Annotated in this window: 12 protein-coding genes; 10 read left to right on the top strand and 2 right to left on the bottom strand. The window is 61.4% G+C overall.

Annotation, left to right across the window (positions count from 1 at the left end; translation table 11 throughout):
- Positions 1 to 10 precede the first annotated feature (10 nt).
- A complete protein-coding gene (locus SCM96_10900) occupies positions 11 to 457 on the bottom strand; it encodes a hypothetical protein (GenBank protein ID MDW7761130.1) in 447 nt (148 codons plus the stop codon).
- Positions 458 to 794: 337 nt separating this feature from the next.
- Here SCM96_10900 and SCM96_10895 point away from each other — a divergent pair, with 337 nt between their 5' ends.
- Positions 795 to 1,826 (top strand): thiamine pyrophosphate-dependent dehydrogenase E1 component subunit alpha, encoded by a 1,032-nt coding sequence (locus SCM96_10895; GenBank protein ID MDW7761129.1) that lies wholly within the window; start codon positions 795 to 797, stop codon positions 1,824 to 1,826.
- On the top strand, positions 1,823 to 2,854 hold the full coding sequence (locus SCM96_10890) for a transketolase C-terminal domain-containing protein (protein ID MDW7761128.1): 1,032 nt from the start codon (positions 1,823 to 1,825) through the stop codon (positions 2,852 to 2,854). Before SCM96_10895 ends, SCM96_10890 begins: the two co-directional genes overlap by 4 nt.
- A 299-nt stretch (positions 2,855 to 3,153) precedes the next feature.
- On the opposite strand, the gene SCM96_10885 is transcribed toward SCM96_10890, so the two are convergent.
- Positions 3,154 to 3,474 carry a nucleotidyltransferase domain-containing protein gene (locus SCM96_10885; GenBank protein MDW7761127.1) on the bottom strand — a complete coding sequence of 107 codons (321 nt, stop codon included), beginning with the start codon at positions 3,472 to 3,474 and terminating at the stop codon, positions 3,154 to 3,156.
- Between the two features lie 110 nt (positions 3,475 to 3,584).
- Here SCM96_10885 and SCM96_10880 point away from each other — a divergent pair, with 110 nt between their 5' ends.
- From SCM96_10880 to SCM96_10845, 8 genes are all read left to right on the top strand, one after another.
- Positions 3,585 to 3,875 carry a hypothetical protein gene (locus tag SCM96_10880; GenBank protein MDW7761126.1) on the top strand — a complete coding sequence of 97 codons (291 nt, stop codon included), beginning with the start codon at positions 3,585 to 3,587 and terminating at the stop codon, positions 3,873 to 3,875.
- Positions 3,838 to 4,494 carry a nucleotidyl transferase AbiEii/AbiGii toxin family protein gene (locus tag SCM96_10875; GenBank protein MDW7761125.1) on the top strand — a complete coding sequence of 219 codons (657 nt, stop codon included), beginning with the start codon at positions 3,838 to 3,840 and terminating at the stop codon, positions 4,492 to 4,494. The genes SCM96_10880 and SCM96_10875 overlap by 38 nt, the downstream gene beginning before the upstream one ends.
- Positions 4,495 to 4,591: 97 nt before the next feature.
- Positions 4,592 to 5,869: a helix-turn-helix domain-containing protein gene (locus SCM96_10870; GenBank protein ID MDW7761124.1), complete on the top strand. Its 1,278-nt coding sequence runs from the start codon at positions 4,592 to 4,594 to the stop codon at positions 5,867 to 5,869.
- 1 nt (position 5,870) lies between these two features.
- Positions 5,871 to 6,911 carry a Fic family protein gene (locus SCM96_10865; GenBank protein MDW7761123.1) on the top strand — a complete coding sequence of 347 codons (1,041 nt, stop codon included), beginning with the start codon at positions 5,871 to 5,873 and terminating at the stop codon, positions 6,909 to 6,911.
- Between the two features lie 158 nt (positions 6,912 to 7,069).
- Complete coding sequence (locus SCM96_10860) at positions 7,070 to 8,380, top strand: ATP-binding protein (GenBank protein MDW7761122.1); 1,311 nt, start codon at positions 7,070 to 7,072, stop codon at positions 8,378 to 8,380.
- A gap of 37 nt (positions 8,381 to 8,417) precedes the next feature.
- Positions 8,418 to 11,141, top strand: coding sequence for a hypothetical protein (locus tag SCM96_10855; GenBank protein ID MDW7761121.1), 2,724 nt, complete (start codon positions 8,418 to 8,420; stop codon positions 11,139 to 11,141).
- A complete protein-coding gene (locus tag SCM96_10850; GenBank protein MDW7761120.1) occupies positions 11,138 to 12,460 on the top strand; it encodes an AAA family ATPase in 1,323 nt (440 codons plus the stop codon). The genes SCM96_10855 and SCM96_10850 overlap by 4 nt, the downstream gene beginning before the upstream one ends.
- 125 nt (positions 12,461 to 12,585) lie before the next feature.
- On the top strand, positions 12,586 to 13,545 hold the full coding sequence (locus tag SCM96_10845) for an HNH endonuclease (protein MDW7761119.1): 960 nt from the start codon (positions 12,586 to 12,588) through the stop codon (positions 13,543 to 13,545).
- Positions 13,546 to 13,676 lie beyond the last annotated feature (131 nt).

The raw sequence follows: 13,676 nt of genomic DNA, 5'->3' as shown, positions 1-13,676 counted from the left end.
CTCATCTCAATCATTTCCGTTTCATCCTGTGGGTGTTTTGATCCGTGACGGCGTCGAAGGACTGGGGCCGTTTCCCGCCGGGATCGAAATGAATTTCCGCCTCATCGTCGGATAAAAACCTCAGAATTCCGACGGTCGTCACCCACTCCGAACCTGGGTTGCTGAATTTGCCGACGCAGAGGTCGATGGCCCAGGGTTCTGTGGAAAGATCGAGTTTGTACTCTCCCTTGTGGGTTACGGCGGTGCCGTCGGGATGGTGTTCCGTCAACGTGTATGACATGTCTTCCCGGAACACGGCCTCCCCGCCGGACGTTCCATACTTTGAGGTCACGATCCAATCGCCCAAAAGCTTGGATGCGGCATCCTGCTCAACGCCGGCTGCCAAACCATGAATGACAGCCAGGCCCAGCCCTGCGCACAACAGCGGCCCGGCGAAGATAAAATAAAGTTTTTTCATGATGACTCCTTCCTTCCTTCATTTCTTGGTATCACACCGACTAATCGATTGCAAGGATTGATCGCCCCAGACCTTGTTGCTTACCTTGTTGCTTGGCTTCAACAAGTCGCACATAACAAATCAATTCCGTTTCCGCCAAACTGTACGAATTCGCTTAAAGCTGCGTTTTCAGGGCAAAACCAGGGTTCCAAGCGATTTCGTTCAGTTTGAGAAAACAGCAAAAAATGTAAACCCATGCGGAGCCCGGCCTGTCGCGCTCCTTTCTCACATCGACGCGAAATTCTGGACTTGACATCCCGCATCCGAATTCTTAACTTGATAACAAGCAAGAGACCCCATGCCCCCCGATTTATGGATGCTATATGAACGGATGGTGAAAAGCCGTCTGTTCGAAGACGCCGTCGCCGAGCTCTGGCGCGACGGATCCATTTCGGGCGAAATGCACCTGGGAACGGGCGAAGAAGCCGTTGTCGCGGGCGTCGTCGCCCACCTGCGCGAAGGCGATGCCCTGGCCCTGGATCATCGCGGCACCGCGGCGTTGCTGATGCGGGGCGTGGATCCTGTTCTGATCCTGCGCGAGCTGCTGGGCCGTTCGGACGGGTTATGCGGAGGCATGGGCGGGCACATGCACCTGTATTCCAAGGATCACTTGGCTGCGTCTTCGGGGATCGTCGGCGCATCGGGACCCGCCGCGGCCGGTTTCGCCCTGGCCGCTCAGCACTTGCGGCCGGCCGCGATCGTTGTCGCCTTCTTCGGGGAGGGTGCGGTGAACCAGGGCATGTTGATGGAATCGATGAACTTGGCCGCGGTGTGGACGCTGCCCGTTGTGTTTGTCTGCAAGGATGACGGCTGGTCCATTACCACTCCCTCCGAGAAAGTCACGGGGGGCAACTTGCGCGATCGGGCCAAGGGGTTCGGTCTCCCGTTTGTTGAAGCGGACGGGTTGGATGCGGCCGCGATGTGGGATGCGGCCCGTGGCGCCGTCGAACATGCCCGTTCCGGCCGTGGACCCATCTTTCTGCATGCCCGCTGCCTCCATCTCGAGGGACACTTCCTCGGCCTGCAATTGATTCGGGCCGTCCGCGACCCGCTCAAGGAGATGCCCGGAATCGCCCTTCCGTTGACACGGTCTTTCCTGTGCCCCGGCGGGGCCGCCCCGGGCGAGCGGTTGGCCGGACTCAAGACCGTCGTGGACGCGCTTTTCCGGACGCTGCGCGATCCCCGCCGGGACTCCACGCAGGATCCCATTATCCGCGCGCGCGCGGCGCTCGAAGCCGAGAGCCCGGAACGCCTTCAACAACTGGAAGACAGGCTCAGGGGAGAGATCCACGGCATCCTGCGATCGGCCCTGGAGGAGGCGCCGTCATGAGGGTCATGTTCTTCACACAGGCCGTGGATGACGCGCTCGCCCAAGCCATGGCCGACGATCTGCGCATCGTCGTCTTCGGAGAGGATGTTCCGCTGCTGCGGCGGGATCTGCTTGTGCGCTTCGGTCCCCAACGCGTTCGGGGCGCGCCGATCAGCGAAAGCGCCTTGCTGGGAATCGGGACGGCCGCCGCCATGGCCGGGTTGCGCCCCGTCGTGGAAGTGTACATGGCGGATTTCCTCGGCGTGGGCATGGATGCCCTGCTCAACCATGCCGCAAAAGTCGAGACCTTCTCCGGCGGCCGATGGACGGCGCCGCTTGTCGTGCGCGCGCCGTGCGGCGCAGGCTACGGCGACGGGGGACAGCATGGGCAGTCTCTCTGGGGATGGCTGGCGCATATCCCCGGGTTGATCGTGGTTGTCCCCTCCACGCCCGCCGATGCGGGAGGTCTGATGACGGCCGCCTTGCGGCATGACGGCCCGATCGTCTTCATGGAACATAAGCTGCTCTCGGAGACCTGGCTGGAATTTCTGGGGTCGGGAGGACGGCGCACCGTGTACTTCGATGTTCCCGCGGCCGGCGCCAGGGGACCCGTGCCCAAAAAATGGGAACCGCTGCCTTTCGGCAAGGCCGTCCTCCGGCGGCCCGGGGACGATGTGACCATCGCCTGCGTCGGCGTGGATGTCCACCGCGCCCTGCAAGCCGCGGAATCCGTGGAGGCGGAGGGTGTTTCAGCGGCGGTTCTGGACTTGCGAACCGTCGCCCCTCTCGACAAGACGGCCCTCCGCGAATCCGTTGCCCACACCGGGCGGTTGCTGATCGTCGATGAAGACTACGAGGGCTTCGGACTTTCGGGCGAAGCGGCCGCTGTCATCCTGGAGGGGGGTCTTCCGCTGAAGTTCACCCGGGTGGGCACACGGACGACCATCCCGTACGCCCGTGACCTGGAAGATCAAACCCTGCCGAACGCCGGCCGCATCCGCTCCGCGATTTTGAAGCTTGTCGAGAATAAACACCATCCGCCAAACTGAACGAATTCGCTTAGAGCCGCATTTTCCGGCCCCGAAATGAGCCTCTAAGCGCTTCTCTTCTTTCATGTCGCCGTGCATGCTGATATAATACGGCCGGAAGGGCGCGATGACCGGTCCGACTATCGGATCACTCCGGAAGAATATATTAAGTGTGCTGGGAAAAGTCTCTCTATCCGGATCCACTGGATCGTCAGGCCGGATGCGCAGCAGTTCCAAAAGGATATGCGATCGATCGCCCTGGATATGCTGGGGTTGAAAAGCCTTCCATAAATACGGCAAAATGGAGCTTCTGCGATGGTTTACGCGGCGAAAACCACTTCTCCCTGCCGGGCCAACTCAACGGCTATCGAGCGACTCTCCCGCCACTCTCGTGAGGTCATGGCCATCGCTTCAATCGGCTTGAAGACTTTGTATATGGCTTCCGAGATCATGTCGATCCGTTGCCAATAATCCATTCCGGAAAAATCATCGGATATGACAACGATATCGATGTCGCTCCCTTCATGCTCTCTTCCGGCGGCATAAGAACCATACAGGACAATGCGCTCGATGCCGATTCCGTTTTCCTCGAGAACAGCCCGAAATCGGTCGATGATTTCTAATACTTCCGCTTTATCCATATAATCGCTAACCATGTCTTAACTATAGGTTTCAGGGAAATAAATGTCAATTGGAAAGGTCCGCTTTCTTCCAGCCGCGCATGCTGATATAATGCGGTCGGAAGGGCGCGATGACCGAAAAAGCAAAAGAGGCGATCCGCCGCATCCTTTGGGACTATCGGATCACTCCGGAAGAATATCTGAAGATTCTCGATGGAGAGGACTGCGCGCCCGGATTTGACCGCCTCTGGGCGCTCCGCCGGGCCGTCGAGGGAATGAACTACTACGACCTGATCGAAATCGTCGGCCTGGACCGCATCGCCCGGGACTGGGACGCCTTGAAGCCCTCGATCAGAAGCCGGTCGCGGGTCAAGGGGATCGACTATGTGCTGGGAAAAGTCTCTCTATCCGCTTCAAGATAAGGTCTTGGCCGCCGTCGAAACCGCCGGCACCGGGTTTTATCTGACGGGCGGGACGGCCCTTTCCAGGTTCTATTACCAACATCGTTATTCCGAAGACCTTGATTTTTTCGTCAACGACGCCGACGATTTCGATCGCGAAATGACGGCCGTATTTTCAGCCCTGCGAAAAAACGCCGTCGCTTTTGCCGTCATGGTCAACGAGGACCGATTCCGCCGGATCGATGTCGAACAGGCTCTTAAGGTCGAATTCGTGAATGACGTCCCGTTTTACCTGGGGGAACGGCAAAAAATCCCGGGCGCGCCGTTTTCCGCCATCGACAACCCCCTGAACATTCTGGCCAACAAGATCCCCGCGCTCAGAGACCGCGACGAACCGAAGGACGTCGCCGATATCCGTGAAATCGCACTGAAGATCCGTCCGGATTGGCGGGAGATCTTCAGCGCCGCAGAGTCCAAGGCAGCGGGTATTTTTCCCCCTGAAATCGCCGAAAAGCTGGAGCGTTTCGACCCGGCCCTTCTCGACCGGATCCACTGGATCGTCAGGCCGGATGCGCAGCAGTTCCAGAAGGATATGCGATCGATTGCCCTGGACATGCTGGGGTTTAAAACGAATCCATAAGGTGCTTCCGAATAACCCTAGGAAAAATCCGCGCGCCCGTATTGACTTTCTCCTAACCCGGTGTTAAAGTCGGCTCACCGATTCGGGGATATGCCTTATGGGGAATTTCGACGCCTCGCGCTTCAAGGCGGCCCGCGAAGAGACGGGCCTCACCCAGGAGGCCTTTGCCCGCTCCCTGGGCCTGTCCGCTGAGTTCATCTCCCTTCTCGAATCCGGTAAACGCGCCCCCTCCCTCACGACCCTCTCCCGGATCGCCGCCTTCCTCAAGCGCGACATGGGCGATTTCCTGCCCTCCCGCGAGACGACCTTCGCCGTCCTCTTCCGCGCCGCCGGCCCCGCCTCCCTCATCCGCGACGAACTCGCCGCCTTCCAGCGCTATGCCGAAGACTATCTCCGCCTCGAAGAGCTCACCGGCCGCCGCCTCGCGTCCGCCCCGCTCTACGCCTCGCTCTCCGGATTGAACGGCGCCCGCCTGACTCCCGCCCGCCTGGCCGCCGAAGAGCGCCGCCGCCTGGGCCTCGGCGACGAGCCCGTCCGCGACATCTTCGCCCTCCTCGAACGGAGCGGTCTCCGCATCCTCCGCATGCCGCTTCCCGCCGAAGCCTGCGTCTCCGGCGTCTTCATCCACCTCGACGACCGCGACGCCTCCTTCGCCCTCATCAACTCCACCCAGACCGTATGCCGCCAGGCCTTCACCGCCGCTCACGAATACTGCCATTATCTCCGCGACCGCCACAGCGCCCCGGTCATCGACGGCTTCGAGATCTTCGCCGCATGCGGCCTCGGGTCGCAGCCGGGCGCGCATAACGCAACCGCGGCGCCTGCATCCTCGGCCGCATCCGCCTTGCCCGATTCCGTGCCCGAGTCTTCTGCGACGCCTGTGACGCCCGAATCCGCCACCGCCTCAACATCCGCCGCCGCCCCCGCGGACGCCGGCGAGCCCGCAGCATCTCGGTCGCCCACCCCTCACCCCGAACGCGAGCAGTTCGCCCAGGAGTTCGCCGCCCACTTCCTGATGCCGCCCCTGCGCGTCCTCGATTTCGTCGAATCGGAGATCGGGAGCGGGGGAGGTCGCCGCCTGTCCTTCGACGACGTCCTTCTCGCCAAGCGCTACTTCGGCGTGAGCGCCCAAGCCATGCTCCGCACCCTCCGTGACCTCGATCTCCTGACCGCCGCCGAATTCAAGGATTATCTCGCCCGCGACCCAGCACCCCGGGAGCGCGCCGTCTTCGGCGACACCGACGAAGAGTGGGAGGGCGCGCCGGGAAGCATTGTTAAGGCGGATGAGAGCGGCCGAGGCGGCCGGGAGGGCGCGGGCGCCATCGTCTCGGACAGGTACCGGCTGTTGAAATCGGAGGCGGAAGCAGGAAAATAACATGCATACCCTAAGAATGTTTTTGGAATCTCCGCCGCTTATTCCTCCGCCTACGGCTTGGTATCTGTCCGATATCGCGGAATCCCGGGGAAAGCAGGCGTTTTTCACCGGACAGTCTCCCCAGAGACTCAGGGTCCTGCGCGAGCACGCCCTGATCGAGAGCGCCGTCTCCTCGAACCGCATGGAAGGCGTCATCGTCGAAAAGGCCCGTGTCGCCACGGTTGTTTTCGGCAAGTCTCTGCTCCACGACCGGAACGAGGAAGAAATCAGGGGTTACCGCGACGCTCTCAGACTGATCCACGAAAAGGGAAAAAATCTTGAGGTGAGCGAAGACACGATCCGAAGACTGCATGCCTTGACGAGGGCGGAGACAGGCGATGCCGGTCGCTATAAGCTGAAAGACGGCGACATCATCGAAAAACTTGCCGACGGCCGTATTCGGATCCGTTTCAGGCCGCTTTCCGCCGAAAACACGCCCCGGGCCATGACCGGGCTTGTCTCGTATTGGAATCCCGGAGTTGAAGACCGCCGGATTCCTTTGCCGATTCTCATGGCCGCCTGGAACCTCGATTTCCTATGCATTCATCCTTTTCGTGACGGCAACGGAAGGGTGTCGAGGCTTTTGATGCTGCTCCAATGCTACCACCTGGGACTTGAGGTCGGTCGCTATATCAGCCTCGAAAGACACATCGAAGAAAACAAGGAAAGATATTATGAGGCTCTGGAAGAAAGTTCAAGGGGTTGGCACGAGTCCCGGCATGATCCCTGGCCATATATCAACTTCGCTCTTTACACAATTAAAGCCGCCTATAAGGAGTTCGAGGAACGCGTCGGCAATATGGCGGGTCCCCGCGGCGCAAAAACCGATCTGGTGCTTTCGGCGGTTCGCTCATTCCCGGGTTCTTTCTCGCTGTCCGACTTGGAGCGGGCCTGTCCGGGAGTCAGCCGCGACATGGTCAGACATGTGCTCAAGAAACTCAAAGCAAACGGCGAGGTATCTGTTTCCGGACGCGGGCCGGGCGCCAGATGGGAAAAGAGGTAATGCCCTCTAATGAGGGTAATAATAAGGGTAATAACGATGACCCCAAGTGAAATCCGCTTGAAACTCGCAATGTTCACGTGGATATCACATGGAATTGTTTCTTTAGGGTTGACATGGTAAACAATATTGGCATAAATTGTTTATCGAGGTAAACAATTATGGATAACACCGCCCTGCAAAAAGTCATCGCCGACTGGCTCCGGAGCGCGGACTTCCCCGCGTCGACACCCCGGGAAGCTCCCGTTCCCACACTCGACCCCCCTCGGCCGGTCCTTTCCGTCGCCGGCCCGCGCCGCGCCGGAAAAACCGTCTATCTCTACCAGCTCGCCGCCGGCCTCCTGAAATCCGGCCGGGCCGTCCGCGAAGACATTCTTTTTGTCGATTTCGAGGACTACAGGCTCCGCGACTTCCGCCCCGAGGACATGGATCGCCTCCTCGCCGCGTTCCATCAACTGACGGGCCGCTCGCCCAGCCGGCTTTTCTTCGATGAGATCCAGCGCCTCCCGGCCTGGAGCCGCGTCGTCCGCACGCTCCACAACACCCGGAAATACGCCATCGTCGTGACCGGAAGCAACGCCTCGCTTCTCGGTTCGGAAATCGCCACGGAACTCCGCGGCCGGTACGAAGACGTCCTGATTCTGCCTTTTTCCTTCCGGGAATTCCTGGCTTTCCGCGGCATCTCCTGGTCTCCGGCCCTCCTTTCGACGCCCGAAAGCGGACTCGTCCTGCGGGCTTTCGACGAATACCTGCGATACGGCGGATTTCCCGAGGTCGCCGCCGCCGCCGACGAGCCCGCGAAGCGAAAGCTCCTGCAGACGTATTTCGACACGACGTTTTACCGCGACATCCTCGACCGCCACGGCATCCGCGCCCGCGATCTGCTCGATCTTCTCATGAGAAACCTCCTCGAAGGCTATGCGTCCGTCTTCTCCATCTCCGCGTTCGAGAAACAACTGAAAGCCCACGGCCTTCCCGGGAGCAAGCGAAGCATCGCCAATTACCTCCGCTTTCTGGAAGAAGCCTTTTTCGTGACGGTCTGCGAGAAGTTCGATTATTCGCCCCGGAAACGCACGATGAATCCGAAAAAAATCCATCTCGTGGACACCGGCCTTTCGCTCCTGAGCGGCTCGTTTTCCGAAAACCGGGGCCGCCTGCTGGAAAACGCCGTCGCAGTGGAGCTTTTCCGCCGCCGCGAAAAGCCCATGTATTTCAAGGGCCGGGGCGAGTGCGATTTCATCGTCCGCAGGGGAAACCGTCCCGAGGAAGCCTGGCAGGTCTGCTGGGAGCTCAACGCGGCCAACAAAAAGCGCGAACTGAACGGCTTCGCCGAAGCGCGGCGCGAGCTCGGCATCACAAAAGGCGGCATCCTGACATACAACCAGGAGGAAACGCGAACCCTCAACGGTGAGAGTGTCCTCGTCCGGCCGGTTTGGAAATGGCTGTTGGATGCGAATTCAATGCAGGCATGAATGAAGGCATAAATATGGGCACATGGAGGGCAAGGCGATGAAATCCGGCGAAATCCGAGTTCTCGGCATCGACTTGGGGACGACCAACTCGGCCGCAGCTGAGATCGTCTGGGAGCCGGCCTCCGGCGCGCCGCCCGAGGTCCGCGTCCTCGAGATCGAGCAGCCCACCCGCGAGGGCGTCTTTTCGAGCCCGCTCGTGCCCTCGGTCGTCGCCGTGCTGCCCGACGGCGCGCTCTGGGTGGGGGAGGGGGCCAAGCGCCTCCGCGCCTTCCCGGCCGACTACGGCCTGCTGTTCGAAAAAACCCTCTTCTACGACACGAAAAACGAAATGGGCCTCCGTAAGACCTACTTCCGCGCCTCCGAGCCGCTGAACCACGCCTCGAAAATCGCCGGCAAAGTGCTGGGGTTCATCGCCGGCGCCGCGTCCGCGATCCCCGCCGCCGGCGCATTGCCGTTCGATTCCGAAGCTCCCGGCCGCATCGCCGTCACCGTCCCGGCCTCCTTCATGCTCAACCAGCGCCGCGACACCCTCCTCGCCGCGGGCTTTGCCGGCCTGCGCATCTCCGACGACGACCTTCTCGACGAGCCCACGGCCGCGCTCATCGACTTTTTCATGTCCGGTGGACTGCGCCCGGGGCCCCGCGCCGCATCAGGCGGCGGTTCGTCCCGGGCCTCCGGAAGCAATACAAACAGCCAGGTGGGCTATTCGGGCGGCGAGTCAGGCGATCCCGACTCGCCCGGGTTCGAGCTTCCGTCTAATCGCCCCGCGCTCTGCGTCGTCTTCGATTTCGGGGGCGGAACCTGCGACGTTTCGGTCGTCGAGATCTCCCGCGCCCCATCCGACGCGTCATCCGACGACCCATCCGATACTTCAGCCGCGGCTCTCCTCCGCCACATCCCCCGCGGCCTCACGATCTCGCACCTCTCCGTCTCCCGCTATCACCGGCTCGGCGGAGGCGACATCGACGCGGCCATCGTCCACGACATCCTCATCCCGGAGCTTCTCCGGGAAAACGGCCTCGACCCCCTGGCCTTGACCTTCGCCCAAAAGAAAAAAGGCCTCGAGCCCCAGCTTCTCGGAAAGGCCGAAGCCCTCAAGATCGCCATATCCACCGAGATCAGCCGCCTAATAAAGTTCGGCCGCTACTCGCGCTCCGGCGCCGGCGCCCCGTCCCCCTCCAACGACCCCGCCTCCATCGTCGTCCGCCAGCCGTCCGCCTCCTGCGTCCTCGGAAAATCGACCTACACCCTCGCGCGCCCGGCCCTCACCGCCGCCGCGTTCGAAACGCTCCTCGCGCCCTTCCTCGACACGGAGTTTCTCTTTGCCCGCACCACGGAATTCCGCCTGTCCCAGTCGATCTTCGCCCCCCTGCGCGACGCCATGGACCGGGCCGACCGCGACCCCTCCGACGTCGACCTCTGCCTGACCGTCGGCGGAAGCAGCCTCATCCCCCAGGTCCGCGCCGCCCTCCTCGCCTTCTTCCCCGCCGCCCGCCACGTCTTCCACGACGACAGCCTCGACTCCAAGCTCTGCGTCGCCCGCGGCGCTGCCTGGAACGCCCTCCACCTGGCCCTCCTCGGCCGCCCCTTCATCCGGCCCGTCCTCCACGACGGGATCGCCCTCGTGACCTCGGACGGCCGCCTCAACCCGCTCGTCCCCTCGGGCGTCGAGCTGCCTTTCCCCGCCGACGGCTCGTTCCTCAAAGAGCGCCTCGCCGTCCCCCTCAACGCCCCGCGCCCCGTCCGCGAGCTCCGCTTCGAGATCGTCGGCGAATGCGACAGCCAGCCCATCTTCGACGAGATCTGGCGCCTTCCCGACGGCGTCTCTCCCGGCGACGCCCTCCAGCTCGAATACCGCCTGACGCGCGGAAAGCAGTTCGAATGCCGCGCCTCCCTGATCGACCCGCCCTCCGCCTCATCCGCCGTAGCCGCCTCCGCCCCGTCCGCGCGATCCGGTTCCTCCGATCCATCCGACCGCTTCTCCTCCTCCGCGTCCCCCGGCGCGCCCTCCGCCGTCCTCGAAAAAACCGTCGAAAACCCCCTGGTCAACATCGCCAATCCCGGCGAAACGCAGGTCAAGATCGAGGAGATCGAAGAGGACCTCCGTCGCCGCAAGGGCGGAACGGCCCGCGACCGCGAAACTTACATCGAACTCGCCCGCCTCCACGCCGAACTCAACCAGCACGAAAAGGCCCTGGATTACCTCCGCGCCGCCCAGAGCCGGATCAGCCGGCCTGATTTGGAGATCCTCAACCTCCAGGGGATTTACTTCACCGAACTCGGCGACTATCGACGGGCCGAAACGGCCTTTCTCGAAGCCGACAAGGTGAGCCCCTATTGGGGTGGTCCGCTCTTCAACCTGGCTATGAACTTCAGGCAGCGCGGCCTGCACGACGAGGCGCTGAGGACGATCGACCGGGCGCTTCTCAAGGAAGAAGATCCCGGGCCCTATCTCGCTTTCAAGGCCGTATGCCTCCATTCTCTCGCTCGGCAGGACGAGGCGGTCCGATTGGCGGCCGCATCCGTCCGCGCCTTCCTGCCGCCTCCCGTCCTCGACGAATGGGCGCTGGGCTGGCTGCAAACGGCCGCCCGGATGGCCGGCGACGACGCCCTGGTCAAGCGCGCCGAGTCCGAACTCCGCAAGCGCCGGCGCGCCGGCATCGATCTCCGCGGCGACGTCACGCGCCCCGACGCCTATGCCGACTCCGGCCCTCCGCCCGACTCTCCGCCCGGCAAACCCCGAAAGGGCCGCGCCTCATGATCACCTGGCTCGTCCCCCGGCAGGACCTGACGCTCGACCAGCGGCGCGCCGTCGTCATGCCCCCGACGCTCAACCGCATCGTCATGGGGTTCGCCGGTTCCGGGAAAACGCAGATCCTCATCCACCGCGCCGACCACATCGCCCGCACCTGCCGCATCCCGCCGGACCGCTTCCGCGTCTTCGTCTTCACGAACGTCGTCAAGCAGTACATCCGCTCCGGGTTCGAGTTTCTGGAGATTCCCGACGAGACGGTCAGCACCTTCGACATGTGGTGCGTCACCCTCTACAGGAGCCACATCGCCCGCAGCCTGCCCTACCTCAACGGCGGCTTCCAGCCGGACTTCGACCTCATCCGCCGCACGGTGCTCGACCTCGTCGGCCGCAAGACGTCCTTCCGCAACTCCCTGGAGTTCGTGCTCGTCGACGAGGGCCAGGACCTGCCGCCCGTCGTCTACGACATCCTCCGCATCGTCGCCCGCCACGTCACGGTCTTCATCGATCCCCAGCAGAGGATCTTCGACGACGGCGCCGACCCGTCGTTCATCCGTGAAAAGCTCGGCATCGAGGCCCCCCAGGTCTCGCTTCTCGGCGCCTACCGGAACGCCTCCTACGTGGCCGACCTGGCCGCCCACTTCATCGACGATCTCCTCAAGCGCTCCCAGTACCTGGCCCAGGTCGGGGCCGAGCAGCGGGTGCGGGACCGGCCGCTTTTCTTCACGGCCGCATCGACCGAACAGGAGATGGACCGGCTGGCCGAGATCGTCCGCCACCGCCAGGTCCAGAACGACCGCATCGGCATCATCGTCGCCCGAAACCACCTGCTGAACTCCGTGGCCGGAGCGCTCGCCGAACGCGGCGTCGAGGTCGAACGCGCCGTGTCCAAAAACAAGGACCGCGCCGCCCGCGGCCCCTGCGACTTCGGAAACCTTGTCCCCAAGATCGCGACCTTCCACCAGGCCAAGGGCCTGACCTTCGACAGCGTGCTCCTCCCTCGCCTGACCGCCGCGGCCCTGGCCAAGTTCTCCCTCGACACGCGCCGTCGCCTCCTGTTCACGGGCATCGCCCGCGCCGCCCAGTGGGTCTATCTCAGCACGGTCGAGGGCGAGGAGGTCGCTGAGCTTGCGGCGCTCGATGACGCCGCGGCCCAGGGCCAACTCACCGTCCAGAGGGCGGAGGACTGGAGAGGCGGTGTGGGAGTGAGGCGTCTGGTGAAGAAGCGGAGGGGGAGGGAGGAGGATGATGGCACAGGGCTGTTGTTTGGAGTGGGGGAGGAGGAAGGGGGAGTGGAGGTTGAGGATGATGGGTATACGGTGTTGTGAATTCATCCCCCTGTTCACCTTGAGAGGTGATATACGGGGAAAATGAGCTTGAATAATAATATCTCAAAGCAAGAAAGGAGTCTGATGGCTCATACCGGTACACTCTTTAGCCAGGATGGCTTCCTATGAGGATTTATGCCGGCGTCACAGATCAGGATTGGTTCGATTATTTGCGCTCTCAGCCCGGCATCGACGAGGTCAACTTCTGGCAGCCATCGCCTAGTTCAGAATTTCGCGCCCTCAGCAAGGGGGACCTTTTCCTCTTCAAGCTGCATCGCAGCCAAAGAACAGAAAATCGTGATCTGATTGCAGGGGGCGGGGTCTTCCTCTATTTCACAACTTTTCCGATCTCTTTCGCATGGGAGAATTTTGGAATCCAAAACGGAGCGGGCTCATACACAGAAATGCACCGGCGGCTTATCCGATATCGAAGGATTCAGGATAATCCTCACGAAGATTTTCAGATCGGTTGTATCATTCTCACCCAACCGTTCTTTTTTGATGAGTCATTGTGGTTTCCTGCCCCCGAATGGAGCGCATCGATTGTTCGAGGCAAGGCAAAGGGCTACGAACTCGACAAGGAAGCCGGTCAGTTTATCTGGAAAAATCTTCAGCACGCATGGCAGGTCCACCGTATTCATGACCTTGATAGAGAAGCCCAACGGATCGAAGAAGAACGAGCCCGCTTTGGCAAGGAAACCATGATCAAGCCCCGCCTTGGTCAGGCATCATTTCGGTTACAGGTCACCGATGCCTATCGACGGGCCTGTGCGATTACCGAAGAGCATTCCTTGCCCGCCCTCGAAGCCGCTCATATCAAGCCCTACACCGAAAGCGGCCCCCACGCCGTTTCGAACGGCTTACTTCTCCGAAGCGATTTTCATCGTCTCTTCGACCGCGGCTACATCACGATTACGCCGGAATATAGAATCGAAGTCAGCCGCCGCCTCAAGGACGAATTTGAGAACGGCCGTTCATACTATCCGTTTGATGGTCGGCCTGTTGCTCATTTGCCGCCCAATCCCATCGATCATCCATCTCGAAATTTTCTTTCATGGCATAACAGAAACATATTTAGGGAATAGATCATACATTGAGAAATAGTATGTTTGGGTTATTTAACATGGTCTGGTGAAAATACAATAATTCAGATAAAGCCATTGATGAGCTTAAGAATGAGTTATTCGCAAAAATAAAATGATGTGGCATAAAATGA

Source organism: Acidobacteriota bacterium, from assembly GCA_033549365.1.
Taxonomy (GTDB): domain Bacteria; phylum Acidobacteriota; class Aminicenantia; order Aminicenantales; family Saccharicenantaceae; genus JAWSUF01.
This window is presented reverse-complemented; position numbering and strand designations above follow the sequence as displayed.

Bases quoted from the DNA above. Each gene is read 5' to 3' on its own strand.
- SCM96_10900 (MDW7761130.1), bottom strand. From the start codon at position 457: ATGAAAAAACTTTATTTTATCTTCGCCGGGCCGCTGTTGTGCGCAGGG.
- SCM96_10895 (MDW7761129.1), top strand. From the start codon at position 795: ATGCCCCCCGATTTATGGATGCTATATGAACGGATGGTGAAAAGCCGT.
- SCM96_10890 (MDW7761128.1), top strand. From the start codon at position 1,823: ATGAGGGTCATGTTCTTCACACAGGCCGTGGATGACGCGCTCGCCCAA.
- SCM96_10885 (MDW7761127.1), bottom strand. From the start codon at position 3,474: ATGGATAAAGCGGAAGTATTAGAAATCATCGACCGATTTCGGGCTGTT.
- SCM96_10880 (MDW7761126.1), top strand. From the start codon at position 3,585: ATGACCGAAAAAGCAAAAGAGGCGATCCGCCGCATCCTTTGGGACTAT.
- SCM96_10875 (MDW7761125.1), top strand. From the start codon at position 3,838: ATGTGCTGGGAAAAGTCTCTCTATCCGCTTCAAGATAAGGTCTTGGCC.
- SCM96_10870 (MDW7761124.1), top strand. From the start codon at position 4,592: ATGGGGAATTTCGACGCCTCGCGCTTCAAGGCGGCCCGCGAAGAGACG.
- SCM96_10865 (MDW7761123.1), top strand. From the start codon at position 5,871: ATGCATACCCTAAGAATGTTTTTGGAATCTCCGCCGCTTATTCCTCCG.
- SCM96_10860 (MDW7761122.1), top strand. From the start codon at position 7,070: ATGGATAACACCGCCCTGCAAAAAGTCATCGCCGACTGGCTCCGGAGC.
- SCM96_10855 (MDW7761121.1), top strand. From the start codon at position 8,418: ATGAAATCCGGCGAAATCCGAGTTCTCGGCATCGACTTGGGGACGACC.
- SCM96_10850 (MDW7761120.1), top strand. From the start codon at position 11,138: ATGATCACCTGGCTCGTCCCCCGGCAGGACCTGACGCTCGACCAGCGG.
- SCM96_10845 (MDW7761119.1), top strand. From the start codon at position 12,586: ATGAGGATTTATGCCGGCGTCACAGATCAGGATTGGTTCGATTATTTG.